At 63.8% G+C, this 16766-nt stretch carries 12 protein-coding genes; 4 read left to right on the top strand and 8 right to left on the bottom strand.

The window, feature by feature from the left end; all coding sequences use genetic code 11:
* The 6 genes from J4G32_RS18730 to J4G32_RS18705 all read right to left on the bottom strand — a co-directional run bounded on the left by J4G32_RS18730 (position 1) and on the right by J4G32_RS18705 (position 10434).
* Positions 1-1857 (bottom strand): acetyl-CoA hydrolase/transferase C-terminal domain-containing protein, encoded by a 1857-nt coding sequence (locus J4G32_RS18730; RefSeq protein WP_246505292.1) that lies wholly within the window; start codon positions 1855-1857, stop codon positions 1-3.
* Positions 1854-3944, bottom strand: coding sequence for a 3-hydroxyacyl-CoA dehydrogenase NAD-binding domain-containing protein (locus J4G32_RS18725; protein ID WP_425515534.1), 2091 nt, complete (start codon positions 3942-3944; stop codon positions 1854-1856). Before J4G32_RS18725 ends, J4G32_RS18730 begins: the two co-directional genes overlap by 4 nt.
* A gap of 9 nt (positions 3945-3953) precedes the next feature.
* Entirely contained in the window at positions 3954-5282 is a 1329-nt protein-coding gene (locus J4G32_RS18720; protein WP_210497137.1) for an acetyl-CoA C-acetyltransferase, read from the bottom strand.
* On the bottom strand, positions 5237-7531 hold the full coding sequence (locus tag J4G32_RS18715; RefSeq protein WP_210497069.1) for an acyl-CoA dehydrogenase: 2295 nt from the start codon (positions 7529-7531) through the stop codon (positions 5237-5239). The genes J4G32_RS18720 and J4G32_RS18715 overlap by 46 nt, the downstream gene beginning before the upstream one ends.
* Before the next feature lie 157 nt (positions 7532-7688).
* Positions 7689-8195, bottom strand: coding sequence for a single-stranded DNA-binding protein (gene ssb, locus J4G32_RS18710; RefSeq protein ID WP_210497136.1), 507 nt, complete (start codon positions 8193-8195; stop codon positions 7689-7691).
* Positions 8196-8403: 208 nt separating this feature from the next.
* Positions 8404-10434 carry a glycosyltransferase gene (locus J4G32_RS18705; protein WP_210497068.1) on the bottom strand — a complete coding sequence of 677 codons (2031 nt, stop codon included), beginning with the start codon at positions 10432-10434 and terminating at the stop codon, positions 8404-8406.
* A 142-nt stretch (positions 10435-10576) separates the two neighbouring features.
* On the opposite strand from J4G32_RS18705, the gene J4G32_RS18700 reads away from it, so the two are divergent.
* Both J4G32_RS18700 and J4G32_RS18695 read left to right on the top strand, forming a co-directional pair.
* On the top strand, positions 10577-11386 hold the full coding sequence (locus tag J4G32_RS18700; protein WP_246505288.1) for a transporter substrate-binding domain-containing protein: 810 nt from the start codon (positions 10577-10579) through the stop codon (positions 11384-11386).
* Positions 11387-11446: 60 nt separating this feature from the next.
* Complete coding sequence (locus J4G32_RS18695; RefSeq protein WP_210497066.1) at positions 11447-13180, top strand: lysine--tRNA ligase; 1734 nt, start codon at positions 11447-11449, stop codon at positions 13178-13180.
* Between the two features lie 54 nt (positions 13181-13234).
* Here J4G32_RS18695 and J4G32_RS18690 read toward each other — a convergent pair whose 3' ends face one another.
* Positions 13235-13867, bottom strand: a complete 633-nt coding sequence (locus J4G32_RS18690) for a S24 family peptidase (protein ID WP_210497065.1) — start codon at positions 13865-13867, stop codon at positions 13235-13237.
* 158 nt (positions 13868-14025) lie between these two features.
* Between J4G32_RS18690 and J4G32_RS18685 the strand changes: the two genes are divergently transcribed.
* Positions 14026-14370 (top strand): DUF952 domain-containing protein, encoded by a 345-nt coding sequence (locus J4G32_RS18685; protein ID WP_210497064.1) that lies wholly within the window; start codon positions 14026-14028, stop codon positions 14368-14370.
* Entirely contained in the window at positions 14367-15452 is a 1086-nt protein-coding gene (locus J4G32_RS18680) for a quinone-dependent dihydroorotate dehydrogenase (protein WP_210497063.1), read from the top strand. Before J4G32_RS18685 ends, J4G32_RS18680 begins: the two co-directional genes overlap by 4 nt.
* On the opposite strand, the gene J4G32_RS18675 is transcribed toward J4G32_RS18680, so the two are convergent.
* The gene (locus tag J4G32_RS18675; protein ID WP_210497135.1) at positions 15449-16738 is read right to left on the bottom strand and encodes an MATE family efflux transporter; all 1290 of its coding nucleotides are present in this window, start codon (positions 16736-16738) and stop codon (positions 15449-15451) included. The genes J4G32_RS18680 and J4G32_RS18675 overlap by 4 nt on opposite strands.
* Positions 16739-16766: the final 28 nt, after the last annotated feature.

The following is a 16766-nucleotide window of genomic DNA, read 5'->3' as shown; positions in this document are numbered from 1 at the left end:
TCAGCGGGGTGAGCCGCGGCTTCGAAGAGCACCGCGCACGAGCGATGCGAAGACGCGATCGCGGATTGTATGCGGCTCTGCAAAGCCCATGCGCTCGAGGCAGAGGATCTCGGCGGCGGAACCGCCACCCCGAAGACCGCGCATCAACAGGCCCGCCAGTTGGAGGGGGGACGAGGTTTTGAGGCATTCGAGTGCCGGGAGCAGGCGTTGTTCCACCGGCGTGAAATCGGTGCCGAAGGGATAATCCTCGAGGATGCCCTCCTGGCGCAGCCGATCGATCACACGACCGATACGCTCCGGCGTGTTGCGTCGAAATGCGGGCGGAATTTTGTATCCGCCCTCGATCTTGCGGGCGGCTTTGGCGGCTTTCAGGAGTCCATCCTGAAAGCGCGCATCCGTGACGGACAACATCGCCACGATGACATCGCGGTCGGTCCTTCCGCGCAGGTCCGCGACGCCGTATTCTGTCACCACCATATCCCGCAGATGGCGGGGAATTGTGATCGACGCATAGTTCCACAGAACATTCGAATGCACGGCCCCCGCACTTCGACGCGTTGCCGGCAGGGTGATGACCGAGCGGGCGCCATCGAGGGCGAAGGCCTGCGCGACGAAGTTGTATTGACCCCCGACGCCGCTCACCACCCGGCCGTCGTCGAGGCTGTCGGACACCACCGCGCCGAGAGCCGTCACCATCATGGCATTGTTGACGAACCGCGCCTGGACTCGCGCCTTCCTCTTGGCCGCCTCGTCGCCATAGAGCTCATTGATGGCGGAGATCGCCGTCATGCGGAACTGCTCGCGCTGGCTCACCGGCATCTCGCGCAAGCGGCGATAAAAATCCCTCGGCCCGACAAAAAATCCGGCCTCAAGCACGATGCCGTCAACCGTCCTGCGAAGGATGCCGGCTTCGGCGAGAGCGAGAAATCCCGGCGCGAACATTTCGCTCGCCCCATAGAGTCCACGCTCGAACGGCGCGGTGTGACGCTTTGCGTGACAATTCTCGAGGCTGTCGAGCGCAGCAGTGAAAGCCTGGTTGTGCGCCTCGCGGAGGATCAAGCCTTGGGCCACCGCATCGCCCACGGAGCCGATTCCAATCTGCAAGGTGCCGCCATCGGGAATGAGCGATGCGACGCGCAGCCCAAGAGCGTGTTCCGCATCCGAGATCGGGCGGTTGGGAGGCGCGAACAGGGGAAAGTCGACGCCGTCGCTGTCGAGGATATACGACACTGCGTCGCCTGCGATCTCAGCCTCGCCCGTCATATAGGGCAATTCGGCGTTGGTCTCGACGACGAACAGGAAGTCGGCCTTTCCGTCGCGCCTAGCCTGCAGCAGATCAAGCGTCAGGTCCGTGTTGGAGGACAGGGAGAAGCTTGCTCCGTCGGCGGAGGGGGCAACGAGCTGTGCGATCACATTCACGCCCCGCTGCAGGATCAGCGGAACGACATGCGTGTAATTGGCCGAAATGTAGGCCTGCTGCGCCACGGGCGAATGCAACCATTGCCCGGCCTGAAAGAAGAACTCGTTGACAACGATGTTGGGCGGCAAGTCACGCTTGGCGATGGCCGAGACATAGGCGAGATCGGGATAGGCGCCAAACACCCGCTCGACCATCGGACCCAAAAAACGCTGCTCGATGGTGCTGGACGCTCTGGGTTTGTTCAAGCTCAAGGCGGTGAAGACTTCAAGCGAGATCGAGGGATCCCGCGCCGCACGATGGTAGAGGGCGTTCGCCACACGATTGGCCTTGCCGATTCCCAGCGGCAGGGCCAGCACGATCCTGGGACCCACGCTCTGGATGATGCGGTCGGCGATCGCGTCGGGATCCGCCGAACGCACAGATCCGCTTGACATCATGAGAGGGTATCCCACCCGGGATCGGGTCGAAACCGCTCGCCGTATTTTGCCTGCAGAGCTTCCAGTGCCTGTTTGACGGATTCGAAGCCGCGCGCCCGGGCATAGGCCAACGGGCCGCCACGGAACGGTGCGAACCCTGTGCCGAAGATCATTCCGCCGTCGATGGTCTCCTCATCCGGAGCCACACCCTCACGCAGAATCGCCACGCAGGTGTTGAGAAGAGGGAGGATCAGCCTGTCGGCCATTTCCGGGCTCGGAGGAGGCGTATCGCTTGCCTTCACGGCTTGGCCATCCTTCCAGGGGTAGAGGCCCTGGCCGGTCTTTCGCCCGAGGTCGCCTGCCTTGACCTTCTCGCGCAGGAAGGCTGGCGCTTCCGGCATCGGCTGGTCGAGTTCCCGCTTCAGCATTTCGCCGACCTCGAGGCAGATATCGAGGCCCACCTGGTCGGCCAGCTCGATGGGGCCGACCGGCATGCCGAATTGCGTGGCTGCCGCGTCGATGGTTTCTTTCGGCGTTCCCTCGCCGAGCATCAGCATCGCTCCGAGCAAGTATGGTGTCAGCGCGCGGTTGACGAGAAATCCGGGCGCGCTTTTGACGGAGGCGGGAAGTCTGTCGAGGTGACCCGCAAAACTGCGCGCTGCTTTCAGCGCGTCTTCGCCAACGCCATCATGCGCCACGACTTCGATCAGTTGCATCCTGGACACGGGATTGAAAAAGTGCAGCCCGACGAACCGATCCGGGTGCAAAAGGCCAGCCCGCAGCGTCTCCAGGGGAATGCTTGAGGTATTGGTGGCAAGGATCGCGCCAGGTTTCATCCGCGCCTGGACATCCGCGTAAATCCGGTGCTTCAGGTCGGCGTTCTCGGGTACCGCCTCAATGACGATGTCGGCGCCCTTCACCCCGTCCCCGTGGAGGTCTGGGACCAGGCGGTCGAGCGCGTCGCGAATGGCAATGCTCGAATGACCGATCTTCCCATAAAGTTCAGCGGCGCGCTTGACCGCCTTGCCGAGGGGCTCGGCTTTCATATCGGCGAGGGTCACGTTCATGCCGCGCCAAGCGCACCAGGCCGCGATATCGCCGCCCATCACGCCCGCGCCGATGACATGGACATGGGCAGGCGGCGTGCCTTTGACGGCAAGCGATTTCAGATGCTCGCGCAGGAAGAACACGCGGATCAGGTTTTGGGCCGTGTCTGTCAGCAGAAGCCGGGCGAAGGACTCGATCTCTTCCTGTTTCATGCGGCGACGGTCGCCGCCGAAATTCTCCCACAGGTCGATGAGTGCCCCAGGGGCGGGATAATGCGCCGGCGGCGCTTTCTTGTCGGCCTCGGCGCGCATGCGCTTGGCGAGCAGCGCGCGTGTCGGGCCAAGGTCGAAGACGCGGGCGCGCAGACCCTGATGAGCCGACGGGATCTCACCCTTGACGACCGCCGCAACCGCTGTCGCGATGTGGCGCTCCTCGGTGACGGCATCGACCAGACCGAGCGCCTTTGCCTTCTTGGCATGGACGGATTTTCCCGTCAGCATCATCGTCATGGCTTCGACCGGATCGATCAGCGTCGTTGCCCGCGCGGTTCCGCCGAGACCGGGGTGAAGCCCCAGCAAAATCTCCGGGAATCCGAGCGAAGCATCGTTCCGCGCGATGCGGTATTTGCACGCGAGGGCGATCTCGAGCCCGCCGCCCAGACAATAGCCGTGGATGACGGCGATCGTGGGGACAGGCAGGGCCTCGAGCCGATCGACGACCGCATGGCCGAAGCGAAGTGCCGCCTTCACGGCCTCCGCATCCGTGACGCCCTTGAACTGATTGATGTCGGCGCCCGCAATAAAGCCTGATTCCTTGGCTGATCGGATCACCAGCCCTTTCGGAGGATTGCGCTCAAGCCCCGCCAGAATCCCGTCGAGTTCACGCATCACGTCTTCGGACAACGTGTTGGCGCTCGCATCCTTCTTGTCGAGCGTGAGCCACGCGACCCCGTTCGAATCCAGCGCCATGCGCCAGTTTTCCCAAACACTCCCGGACGCATCGGGACGGGGGCCGCGTTCCATGTCGCGCTCTTTGAGCGCTGACCAAACCTTGTCCTGCACCATGCCCTCCTAGACGATCTCGATGAGCATGGCGCCGCCCTGGCCGCCGCCGATGCATTCTGTTGCGATGCCCCGCTTGAGGTTGAGGCGTCGCATGGCGTTGACGAGGTGCAGCACGATGCGGTTGCCGCTCGTGCCGACGGGATGGCCGAGACTGATGGCGCCGCCGTCGACGTTCAGCCTGTCGCGGTCGATACGTCCGACCGCTCCCTCCCATCCCAGGACGCGCCGGCAGAAATCCTCATCTTCGAAGGCTGCCAGACACGCGAGGACCTGCGCGGCGAAAGCCTCGTTCAGTTCCCACAAGGCGATGTCGTCGAGGGACAGTCGATGCCGCTTCATCAACGTGCTCGAGCAGAGAACCGGGCCCAGGCCCATGATAGATGGATCAAGTGCCGACCACTCGCTGTCGCGGATCACCGCGATCGGTTGCAGGCCGTGCTCTTTGACGGCCTTTTCGGATGCCAGGATGACCCATGAGGCGCCGTCGGTAATCTGCGAGCTGTTTCCCGGCGTGACTTTGCCCCACGGCTTCTCGAAAGCCGGCTTCAGCTGCGCCAGCTTTTCCACAGAGGAGTCCGGCCGCACGCCGTTATCCTGCTCGTACACGGTGCCGTCGCGAGCGAAGGCCGGCACGACCTCGTTGGCCAGATATCCCTCGGCCTGTGCGCGGGCCAGCCGACGATGGCTCTCGACAGCGTATTCGTCAGCCTGAAGGCGGGAGATGTCGAAGAGGTGCGCGACGATCTCGGCGGTCTGTCCCATGTTGAGATCGACCACCGGATCGGTAAGACCGCGCTCGAGGCCGATGACCGGGACGGCGAAATCGGGCCGGAAATTCGCCAGCACCTTTGCCTTGGCGACAGCGCCCTTTGCGCTGCTCAGAGCAGCGAACCATTCCACCGCGGCTTCCCGCAGAATAAGCGGCGAATGGCTCAGAGCCTCGGTGCCGCCTGCGAGGATCAGGTCGGCGGACCCTTCGCGGATGGTGCGGAAGGCGGTGTCGATCGACTGCATTCCCGACCCACAATTGATCTGCACCGTGAACGCCGTCATGGCGGCTCCCATGCCGAGGCGCAACGCGGCGACACGTGCCGGATTCTGCTCGTCGGCGATGACGTTGACGCAGCCGAGGATCACCTCGTCGAAGGCATCCGGAGCAAATGGCTGGCGCAGCAGGAGGGGTCGCCCACACTGGACGGCGAGGTCGACGGGAGTGAATGGCCCGGGACCGCCGCGCGCCTTGAGAAAGGGCGTACGCGATCCGTCGACGATATAGACGGGCCTGCCGTCTACTCCCCTGCCAGGTTCAGATGAGGTCTGGGCTGAGTCGGCGATGGGAGGCCTCCTTCGGCTGAGGTCAGGGTGGAGGTTGCGGGAGCAAGCTCCTCCGGAGCAAAATCATCGACAGCGATCACGGCCGCAACCGCCGCGTCGCGTTCTTCGAGGCGACGGGCGTCATCGGCCGACAGGAACCCGGCATCGCGCGCCGCGCGCCAGTCGCGGTGACCGGCGGCCTTCAACCTGTCGCGGATCGGTTCGGTCTGGGTGACGAGCGCAAAGGCGCGCTCGAGTTGCGCCAAGCCATCGTCGCCCCCGCCGTGGTAAAGACCAGCCGTCAGGCGATCGCGCGCGGCACTTGGCGAAATGAGGATGTTGGCGCATTCGCCCATGAGGCGATCGGATGGCCCCATCGCCCGCACGCCCAGGGGCTGGATCAGAAATTTCAGCAGCCACGCGATGGGCCGGTTCGGTAGGTTGATGAAGATGTCCGCGAAGCTCTTCTCGATGGTCTGGAACCCTGTCGCCATGCAATAGCGCAGCAGCGGCAGGTCCTCGGGCTGGCGGCCCTCGTCTTCCCACCGCTTCAGGGCGGCCGAAAGCAGGTAAAGCTCCGACAGAATGTCGCCAAAGCGGGCGGACATGAGCTCCTTGCGCTTGAGCGCCCCGCCCATGGTCAGGAACGCGAAATCGGCCGCAAGCGCAAACGCCGCCGCATAGCGCCCGAGCTGGCGGTAAAATCCGGTCGCGGCACCGGCGCGCGGCGCAGGCGCCAGCAATCCACCGGTCCAGCTGCGGCCCCACGCACGAAACAGGGTTTTCACCGCATGCCCCACATGCGCCCAGAAATGCTGGTCGAAGGCGACGAGGCCGGCCTCCTCGTCGGGATCGCCAAGCGCCTGCAATTCCTGCAGCAGATAGGGATGGCTGCGGATGGATCCCTGTCCGAAGATGATCAGACAGCGGGTCAGGATATTGGCGCCTTCGACCGTGATGCCGACCGGGATCGCCCGATAAAAGTTGCCGATGTAATTATGCGGGCCGTCGATCACCGCCTTGCCCGCATGAACATCCATGGCATCGTTCAAGGCGATGCGCATGCGCTCGGTTGCATGCAGTTTCATGATGCCCGAAATGACAGCCGGATGGTGGCCCTGGTCGAGGCTGGCGCAAGTCAGGCGCCGGGCCCCGTCGAGCAGGTAGGCGATGCCTGCGATGCGCGCGAGCTTTTCCTGCACGCCCTCGAACTTCCCGATCGGCACGTGAAACTGCTCGCGAATGCGCGCATACGCTCCCGTTGCGTGGGCGGCGAAAGACGCGCCCGCAGCCGACAGGGAGGGGAGCGAGATGCCGCGTCCGGCAGCCAGCGCGCTCATCAACATGCGCCAGCCCTGTCCGACGCGATCGGCGCCGCCGATGACATCGTCCATCGGAATGAAAACGTCCTTGCCGCTGTTGGGGCCGTTCTGGAACATCTGGAAGCAGGGGATGTGGCGGCGGCCGATCGTAACGCCGGGCGTGTCGGTTCGCACCAGCGCCACGGTGATGCCGATATCCTCCTGATCGCTCAAGAGATGATCCGGATCGTGCAGCTTGAAGGCAAGGCCGAGAACCGTCGCGATCGGCCCCAACGTGATATAGCGCTTGTGCCAGTTCAGGCGGATGCCCAGCACCTCTTGACCGTTGTGCAGGCCGCGACACACGACGCCCGTATCGGTCATCGAGGCAGCGTCCGAGCCAGCCTCCGGACTGGTCAGGCCGAAGCAGGGGATCTCCCGTCCATCGGCAAGACGGGGCAACCAGAATTCGCGTTGGGCCTCGGTGCCGAACTGCATGAGAAGCTCGCCGGGACCGAGGGAGTTCGGCACCATTGTGACGACCGCTGCCGCAACCGAACGAGTGGAGATTTTGCGAATGACTTCGGAATGCGCGAAGGCCGAGAAACCAAGACCCCCATAGGCTTTTGGAATGATCATGCCGAAGAAGCGATGGGCTTTCAGAAACGCCCACGCCTCCGGGGGAAGATCGCGATCGGTCCAGGTGATCCGCCAATCGTCCAACATGGCGCAGAACGCCTCGACGGGACCGGCGATAAACGCCTCCTCGTCGGGCGACAGGCGGGCGGGCGGCGTTGCCAGAAGCTTCGACCAGTCGGGATTGCCCGTGAAGAGGTCAGCGTCCCACCACACATCGCCAGCGCCGATCGCCTCGCTCTCCGTCGCCGACAAGCCGGGCATCGCCCGCTTTGCGAAGCGGAAGGCGGGGCGTGTGAGGCGGTTGAAGCGGAAGCTGTCGAGATCTGTCATCGTCTGTCGACTCGTGTCGCCCCTGAAACGCCCACGGAGGCCTCCCCCATAAAAGGAACCGCCGGCGCACGTATGGCCCAGCTTGCTCCTTAACGTGGGCCGCAGCAAACCGTTCCGCCAAGGCCGGTCTTCAGATGGCTCGCCGGTGACCGAGAGGCTAGAATGGAATGTCGTCGTCGATATGGCTGTAGCGGGACGAACCGCCGCCTGACGCCACCAAAGCAGGGCGCCGTTGCAGCGGTGACGCAGACCCAAACTCGCCATCCCGGCTGGTGCCCCCGCCCTCGTCCGGGTCGCCGGCACCCTGCGCGCCCCGACTGTCGAGGATCGTCAGCTCGCCCCGAAAGCGCTGGAGCACGATTTCGGTCGTGTACTTTTCCTGGCCCGACTGATCCTGCCACTTGCGGGTCTGCAACTGCCCCTCGAGATAGACCTTCGAGCCCTTCTTCAGGTAGCTCTCCGCCACCTTGGCGAGGTTCTCGTTGAAAATGACGACCGCATGCCACTCGGTCTTTTCCTTGCGCTCGCCCGTCGCCTTGTCCTTCCAGGTCTCGGATGTGGCGACGCGCAGGCTCACGACCGGCTCGCCTGAGCCAAGCCGCCGCACCTCCGGGTCCCGCCCGAGATTTCCCACCAGGATCACCTTGTTCACGCTTCCGGCCATCGCGAAACTCCTCGTCATGCGCTGCTATCTCTCATCAATGTTCTACTTTTGTTCTCATCATCTGGCAAGGTTTGAATCGCCTGGATCGCAGGTGAGCGGCCCCAGGCAGTGTTTGAGAAGCCTGCGGCGGAGGACAGGACACGACGCGGTCTTCCTCGCTCCTCGGGGGTTGGGATCGATCCTGGCCTCTGCTAGACTGTCGGCAGCGCTAGGAAGGCTCATGTCGAGACCGCTCGAAACCGAACAACGCAGGCTGCACGATCCCTGGCTGGGCCGCGGCCTGTTCGCCGGTGCGGTGGCGTGCCTCATCGGGATGGGCGGAATTTTGTGGTGGCACCAGGGCGCTGCGGTTTTCCAGGACATGGTGATGTCCGGGCTCGCGTGGTGTTTCTGAGCCGATCGAACGCCTTGAGGTTCGGGCAAGCCCGTGATCGGTCTTGTTCCAGTGAAACGGGGTGCGGATAAGCTCCCACAATCCACGCCAGGCGGCGATACTGACCAGGCAATAATAGGCCGGCAGCAAGAGCACCCACGGCAGAAGCCGCCACAACCGCCGCCGCGCCAGAGCCACGGCGGCGGGCAAATAGATGGCAGCGCCGCCGGCAACGAACAGCGTCGCGCTGATCGTGCGTTCGAAGGCCTGCCAGAGCGAGGAAGCGGTGTCAGCACCGCTCGCCCAGCGCCACGCGAGAAACACCGTGAATATGGGAAATCCGAGGGCGCTCACCACCGTGCCGGCGGTCACGGTCATCGCTCCGTAGAAGCGCCATAGGCCGAGTTCCCGGAACGTACGGCCCGGGTCGCGCGAATGGACGATCACCGTCTGGATGAAGCCTTTCATCCACCGCGTTCGTTGCTTCATCCAGGCGGCGAGATCGCCAGGTGCCTCCTCAAGCGTCGACGAGGGCAGGTCCGCGACCCGATAGCCGAAGCGGGCCAGCCGAATTCCCAGATCGGCGTCCTCCGTCACGTTCCAGGCATCCCATGCACCGATCGCTCGCAGGGTCCCGGTCCGGAAATGATTGGAGGTGCCTCCCAGCAGCAAAGGGCTTCCCATGTCGGCGAGGCCGGGGTTGAAGACGTCGAACAACGCCGCGTATTCGATGGTGAACATCCGCGTCAGCCACGTATCATGGGTGTTGTCGATGGTCAGGCGCGCCTGCAGACATCCGATCGCCGCAGATGCATGCGCAAACCGGGATGCGGCCAGCCGCAACTGACCGGGGTCCGGATCGTCTTCGGCATCGTAGATCACCGTGAGGTCGCCGCGCGCCAAGGGCAGCGCCACATTGAGCGCACGCGGTTTGGTACGGGGAAAGCCCGGCGGCGCGACGACGATTTCCATGAAACCCGGCAGCGCAACTTCCGCCAGCGCCTCTTGCATCTGTCGGTCGTCCGCCTCGATGACCAGTTTCACATCGAGCTTCGCGGGCGGGTAATCCAGCCGAGAAAGCGATGCCAGCAGCTTTGCCAGGACCCTTCTTTCCTGGAAGAGCGCGACGATCACCGTGTAGATCGGCAGATCGCGGTCGGAAATCGGGGTCGAGGGCAAGCCGGGCTCGATGGGGTTAGGAAGAAGACACGCGGCCAACCGCGTGACGACCATGGCGAGGAAAAGCGGGCTGGCCGCAAGCCCGAGCGCAACGAGCGGCGTCGCAAGCCCCCGGCTGAGGCTCAGCATAAGGACCAGCAGCCCGAGACAGAACGCGCCCAATTGGGCCCCCGTCCAGGCCGGCTCGCTGCAGAGCGACGATCTCCATTCCAGAAGGGCGTAAGAGGCCCGGCGGCTGATGGCGGCGGCCCGTGCGCGCAGAACCGCACTTTGAAGGCTCGCCGGCGTGGTGATGGCAACGCCGGTCCCCAGACGCTGCCGATGCGCCGCGAGTTTCGTGATGGCCTGTCCCCGCGGCGCGAGGACGAGGCCCGGGAGCGGCATCGCGCAGGGCATGATGCCCGCCTCGATGCTTTCCGGAAACCGAGCCTCGTCCGTCGCGATCGCCCAGCGCGTGAAGGGCAGGCCGAGATGCAGCGCGAGGGCCCGATAATAGGCGGGTGCCTCGATCCCGCCGGAAGCGATGAGACAGATTTCAGCGCTCACGCCGATGCGGTCTGCAAGGCGCGCGGTAGCGGCCAGTTCCTCGACCCCAAATCCGTGGTCGAGGAGAAAGCGCAGTGGGACCGGAACCTGAAAGGAGCCGGCAGTTGACTGAGGGACGCTGTCGTCTAGACCATCACTCATGGCTGGTGACGGCCGACGTACGGATCTCTGAGGCACGGATCTCTGGCGGGTGACAAGAGGGTGTGGGTTGTCCAGAAGAGCGAATGTTATCTTATTGCAAATGAGAAGGACATGCAAGGCAGCCCGCGCGGTCTTGCTTGCGATGCTGCTGCCAGCGGTTCTGGCTTCCGCCGCGCCAGCCTTCGCCCAGGTGGCGATCCCGAATTTCTGGGATCCGCGGGTCCAGCTTGAAAAGCCGGACCTCACCGGCCTTCGCACCATCCGTTTCCTGGTCGATGACGATTTTCCGCCGCTTCATTTTTCCGGCCCGGACGGCAGCCCGACGGGTTTCTCGGTCGAGCTTGCCCGTGCGGCCTGCGAGCGGCTGGCGATTACGTGTACGATCCAGGTCCGGCGCTTCGACATGCTGCTCGATGCGCTGGCCGACCGGCAAGGGGACGTCGTGGCGGCGGCTATTCCGATTACGGTTGCCTTGCGCGACCGGTTTGCCGTAACGGGCCCGTATTTCAAGATTCCGGCCCGCTTTGCCACCCGCGTCGATCATCAGCACACGGCATCGCCGGCCGAGGATTTTCGCGGCAGGACCATCGCGGTGGTGGCCGGAACGGCACAGGAAGCCTATGCGAAGGCGTTCGCCAGCGGAGCGACACTGAAGGCCTTGCCGGATCTCGGCAGCGCCCAAAGCGCCCTCAAAGGCGGCGAAGTGGACTTCGTCTTCGCGGACGGCCTCGGATTGTCCCTCTGGCTCGGCGGGGAGGCTTCGGCAGGTTGCTGCGCCTTTTCTGGCGGGGCGTATCTGGAGAGCCGATTTTTCGGCGAAGGCATCGGTTTCATCGTCCGCAAGGATGACGACACCCTGCGCCGGGCCTTCGATTACGCGCTGCAGCAGCTCTGGAAGGAAGGCAAATACGCGGAACTCTATCTGCGGTTCTTCCCGGTGAGCCCCTTCTAGCCGCATTGACCGGGACTGGCGCGCTCCCTAGTGTGCCGCGTTTCCAACAGCACCGGTCCGATGTCGCACTCAACTCCCTTTGATCAAGCCCTTATCGATGCCGCCCAGACGGCCACAGCCTGGCCCTTCGAGGAGGCGCGCAAGCTCGTCGAGCGGCTGAAACGGACCGGCAAGACAGAGGCGTTGTTCGAGACGGGCTACGGTCCCTCGGGCCTGCCGCATATCGGGACGTTCGGCGAGGTGTCGCGCACCAGCATGGTCCGCCACGCCTTCCGGGTTCTGACCGGGGATTCGATCCCCACGCGTCTCATCGCGTTTTCGGACGACATGGACGGTCTGCGCAAGGTCCCGGACAATCTGCCCAACCGGGAGCTGCTTGCCGCCTCGCTCGGGCTGCCGCTGACCCAGGTCCCCGACCCGTTCGGCAAGTTCGAGAGCTTTGCCCATCACAACAACGCCCGCCTGCGGGAATTCCTCGATGCGTTCGGCTTCGATTATGAGTTTCTGTCGGCCACCGACTGCTACAAATCGGGTCGGTTCGATACGACGCTGATGACGGTGCTGGAACGCTACGACGCCGTGATGGCGATCATGCTGCCGTCGCTGCGCGCGGAGCGCCAGCAATCCTATTCGCCATTCCTGCCGGTGCATCCGAAAACCGGCATCGTCATGCAGGTGCCCATTGACGAGCGCAATGTGGATGCCGGCACGATCGTCTGGCGCGACCCGGAGACCGGCGAACGGTTCGAAACCCCGGTGACGGGCGGCCACGCGAAGCTCCAGTGGAAGCCCGACTGGGCCATGCGCTGGGTTGCGCTGGGCGTTGATTACGAAATGGCCGGCAAGGATCTCATCGACAGCGTGAAGCTGTCGGGCGAGATCGCCAGGGCGCTGGGCGGTCTTCCGCCCGAAGGGTTCAATTACGAACTGTTCCTCGACGAGAAGGGGCAGAAGATCTCCAAGTCCAAGGGCAACGGCCTGACGATCGACGAGTGGCTGTCCTATGGCACGCCCGACAGCCTCAGCCTCTTCATGTACAACAAGCCCCGCGAGGCCAAGCGTCTCTTCTTCGATGTCATCCCGCGACAGGTCGACGATTACTTGACGTTCCTTGAAAAGTATCAGGCGCAGGATGCCAAGGCGCGCCTGATGAATCCGGTCTGGCATCTTCATGCAGGCGAGCCGCCAACTCCGGAGCTGATCGCGGCCAGTGGCGGAACGCAGACTGGCACGACGGTCTCGTTCTCGATGCTGCTGAACCTCGTGGCTGTCGCCAATTCCGACGACCCGGCTGTTCTCTGGGGTTTTCTCCGCCGTTACGCGCCTGGCGTATCGCCGGAAAACCACCCCCGCCTCGATTTGCTGGTGCGCGGGGCAGTGCGTTACTTCGAGGATTTCGTGAAACCTCAGAAGTCCTATCGTCTGCCGGATGAGGTGGAGAGCGGGGCCTTGCAGGCCTTGTCGGATGCGCTCGCACCCTTCGAGTCCGGCGACAAGACGCCGACCGCCGAAGCCATCCAGGAAGAGATCTACAATATCGGTCGCGCCATCCCGCGCTATCAGGATTTCAAGGCGAAGTCGGCAACGCCCGAACGTCCCGGCGTGTCCATCGAGTGGTTCAACGCGATCTATCAGGTCTTGCTCGGCGAGCCACGCGGCCCGCGCTTCGGATCGTTTGTGGCGCTCTATGGAGTGGCGGAGACACGCGCGCTGATCCGCAAGGCGCTCGCCGGCGAATTGGTGAGCGACCACGCGGTGTTTCTCAAGGAGCGAGAGACGGGGCGTGCGGCCTGACGTTACGGAAATTGTTGTTCCTGAGCGCCCGGACGACGGGATGGCGCCGCGCGATTATTGGCGTGCCCACATGATGCGGGCCACCCAGGCAACCTCTTCGCTCGGAATCGTACGGTCCTCGTGCTCCTTGTTGAGTGACACGAGTTCCAGGCTTTTCGCCGAACGCCGGCGCAACTCCTTGGCCAGAACCTCACCGCTGGAGGTCCGCACGACGACCCTGTCGCCTTTGCGGATACTTGCGGTGGGCGAGATGATGAGCACATCGCCGTCGCGGTACAGAGGCTGCATGGAATCGCCGGTGACTTCGAGCGCGAAGACTTTCTCCTGGCCGAAATCGGGAAAGTCGATTTCGTCCCAGCCGGGAACATTGGTCGGCAGGCCTTCGTCGGTGAAGAATTTCCCCGCTCCGGCCTGGGTCATGCCGATCAGGGGAATCATCGAGCGGCGCAGCGATCCGGTCGGTTCCACGAGACGCAGGAAATCCTCTAGGGTCGCACCGGTCGCGCGCAGGATCTTCGCGATGGACTCGGTCGACGGCCACCGGTCGCGCCCTTCGGGACTGGTGCGCTTGGATTTGTTGAAGCTGGTCGCATCGAGACCGGCCTTGCGTGCCAATCCCGACGCGGTCATCCCGTGGCGGGCGGCGAGGGCATCGACGGCGGCCCAAACGCGGTCATGAGACAACATGATGGTAAACCTTAGCTCAGTTGTTCGAATTTCCTGAACCCGAACCTATCTGTAGGAATTAAGGTTGTTCTGTGGCTTGCGCAATATGAAAAAAGGATATCCACACGTGCCTAATCTTGCGGTTGCTCCCTATGCTTCGGATCGCTACTCGGAATAGTATGAAGATCATTTATAAAATCTGTATTGAGAGCCTGTGGGAAAAGGCGGAATCGTCCGGACAGTTCAACGGTGCCCCGGTTGATATCCAGGATGGGTACCTCCACTTTTCCACAGCGTCGCAAGTGCACGAAACAGCTCTCCGACACTTTGCCGGTCAACAAGATCTCCTGTTGATAGCAATCGACGCAGACCGACTTGGCGACGGGCTCATCTTCGAACCTTCGCGCGGTGGGGATCTGTTTCCGCATCTTTTTGGCCCGCTGCCGCTCTCGGCCGTGCTGTGGACCAAACCGCTTCCCATCGGCCCCGATGGCCGTCACGTCTTTCCGGAATTGCAATCATGATCGGCGCTCTGTTTCCGCTCGCCAGACGGGTCCTGCACGCGCTCGATCCGGAGACCGCACATCACCTGACGATCCAAGGCTTGCGACTGGCGCCGGCACTGACGCCGCCGGCCGACGACGGGCGGCTGGCGACGGACGTTTTCGGTCGCCACTTCCCCAATCCGGTTGGCCTGGCGGCAGGCTTCGACAAGCAATGCGAGGTGCCGGATCAATTGCTCGGTCTCGGCTTCGGGTTTGTCGAACTTGGGGGCGTCGTGCCCAAGCCGCAGCCGGGCAATCCGCGCCCGCGCGTTTTCCGGCTGCCCCAGGACGAGGCGGTGATCAACCGGTTCGGGTTGAACAGCGAGGGTCTGGAGGTCGCGAGAGGCCGGATGGCGGCTCGCGCGGGACGCCCGGGAATTGTCGGCATCAACATCGGGGCCAACAAGGACTCCAACGACCGGATCGCCGATTACGTGGCCTGCATCACGACCCTAGCCGGTCTGGTGGATTTCATCACGATCAACGTCTCGTCGCCCAACACGCCCGGTTTGCGGGACCTTCAGGGCGAAGCGTTTCTCGACGACCTTCTCGCACGCTGCATTTCCGCTCGCGACGAGGCCGATCGCGGACGCCGCAAGACCACCATCCTGCTGAAGATTGCGCCGGATATTGCGCTGGACGCGCTCGACGCCATCGTGGCGACGGCGCTCGCGCGCGGTGTCGACGGACTGACGGTGTCGAACACCACCATCGATCGCCCCATCAGCCTCAAGGACAAGGCCCTGGCCAAAGAGACCGGCGGCTTGTCGGGAAAGCCGTTGTTTCGCCCGTCGACGCAGCTTCTCGCCGAAACCTATCTCAGGGTCGAGCGCCGGATTCCGTTGATCGGCGTCGGCGGCGTCGATGGCGCGGATGCGGCCTGGGCCAAGATCAGGGCGGGCGCCAGCCTCGTGCAGCTCTACTCGGCCATGATTTTCAAGGGGCCGGGCATCGTCAGCGAGATCAAGCAGGGTCTGGTGCGCACGCTCGCACGCGACGACATTCGCCTGGCAGATGCCGTCGGTCGCGATGCGGCCGCTATCGCCCAAGGCCGCTTCTAGGCCATCTGCCGAAAAGTCGCTTTGGCCAGGCGTTTCCAGAGAAATGCCTGACCCAGTCCGCGTGTTGCGAGAAAGACCAGAAGCGCAATCCACAGACCGGTGTTGCCGGTGTCGCGCAACGCGAACAGAGCAATGGCGTAGAAGGCAAGCGCCACCACCATGAGGTTGCGCATGGCTTGCGTCCATGTCGCTCCCGTAAAGATGCCGTCGAACGCAAAGGCCGTCGCGCCGACGAGGGGCGTGAGGGCCGCATAGACGAGGTAGTCACGAGCCTGCGATCGCACGTCGGGATTGGTCGAAACGAAGTCGATAAACGCGCCGCCACTGAGCAGGAATACAAGAAACACCCCAGCGCCGAAGCCGAGGCTCCAGACAAGACTCAGGCGCACCGCGCGGTAAAACCCGCTCTTGTCGGCCGCGCCAATGCATTGTCCGCACAGGGTCTCGGCTGCCGTGGCAAAGCCGTCGAGAAAATAGCCGCCGATCAGAAACATGTTGTACAGCACCGCATTGGCCGCCAGCGTCACGTCGCCGGTGCGGGCGCCGAGCGCGCTGAAGACCGCAAACGCCCCGATCAACGCGACATTGCGGATCATGATGTCGCGGTTCATGGCCAGGGTCTGGATGACCGCCGCGCGGTTGCGGATGTCCGCCCACGTGACCGCAAAGGGATTGCAGCCCAGCCGCCGCATGACCACGATTCCCAACGCTACCCCAACGACTTCGGACAAAGCTGTACCGACGGCAGCGCCCGCGACGCCATAGCCGAACCCGAGGACGAGGGTGGCCGTCAGGATGATGTTGACGACGTTGATGGCGACCTGCAGCAGCAGCCCGAGATCGGTCCGGCCGCGACCGAGCGTCGATCCGAGAATGGCGTAGTTTGCGAGCGCGAAGGGTGCCGACCAGATGCGGATGAAGAAATAGACCGACAAGGCCTCGGTCACCGCCGGACTCGCGCCGACCAGCGGAAACGCAAGGGCCGCGATCGGCCATTGCAGCATGACAAGCAGAGCCCCGGTGACGGCCGCCACGACGAGCGCCCGAGCCAGAATGCGCTCGACGTCGTGCGGATCCTGCGCACCCGTGGCCTGCGCGGTAAGGCCCGCGGTCGCCAGCCTGAGCGAACCGAAGCTCCAGAACACGAAATCGAAGATCACCGCGCCGAGGGCGACAGCGCCCAGGAGATGCGCTTCGCCGAGGCGGCCGATGACGGTTGCGTCGACCATCCCGAGAAGGGGGGTCGTGACGTTCGAGAGGGTCATCGGCAGCGCGAGCAACAGCATGCGCCGGTGTCCGACCTCGATCGTCCTC

This window comes from Microvirga antarctica, from assembly GCF_017921815.1.
Lineage (GTDB): Bacteria > Pseudomonadota > Alphaproteobacteria > Rhizobiales > Beijerinckiaceae > Microvirga > Microvirga antarctica.
This window is presented reverse-complemented; position numbering and strand designations above follow the sequence as displayed.

Coding starts and splice junctions, on each gene's coding strand:
- J4G32_RS18730 (WP_246505292.1), bottom strand. CDS start 1,857: ATGATGTCAAGCGGATCTGTGCGTTCGGCGGATCCCGACGCGATCGCC.
- J4G32_RS18715 (WP_210497069.1), bottom strand. CDS start 7,531: ATGACAGATCTCGACAGCTTCCGCTTCAACCGCCTCACACGCCCCGCC.
- ssb (WP_210497136.1), bottom strand. CDS start 8,195: ATGGCCGGAAGCGTGAACAAGGTGATCCTGGTGGGAAATCTCGGGCGG.
- J4G32_RS18705 (WP_210497068.1), bottom strand. CDS start 10,434: ATGAGTGATGGTCTAGACGACAGCGTCCCTCAGTCAACTGCCGGCTCC.
- J4G32_RS18700 (WP_246505288.1), top strand. CDS start 10,577: ATGCTGCTGCCAGCGGTTCTGGCTTCCGCCGCGCCAGCCTTCGCCCAG.
- J4G32_RS18695 (WP_210497066.1), top strand. CDS start 11,447: ATGTCGCACTCAACTCCCTTTGATCAAGCCCTTATCGATGCCGCCCAG.
- J4G32_RS18690 (WP_210497065.1), bottom strand. CDS start 13,867: ATGTTGTCTCATGACCGCGTTTGGGCCGCCGTCGATGCCCTCGCCGCC.
- J4G32_RS18685 (WP_210497064.1), top strand. CDS start 14,026: ATGAAGATCATTTATAAAATCTGTATTGAGAGCCTGTGGGAAAAGGCG.
- J4G32_RS18680 (WP_210497063.1), top strand. CDS start 14,367: ATGATCGGCGCTCTGTTTCCGCTCGCCAGACGGGTCCTGCACGCGCTC.
- J4G32_RS18675 (WP_210497135.1), bottom strand. CDS start 16,738: ATGCTGTTGCTCGCGCTGCCGATGACCCTCTCGAACGTCACGACCCCC.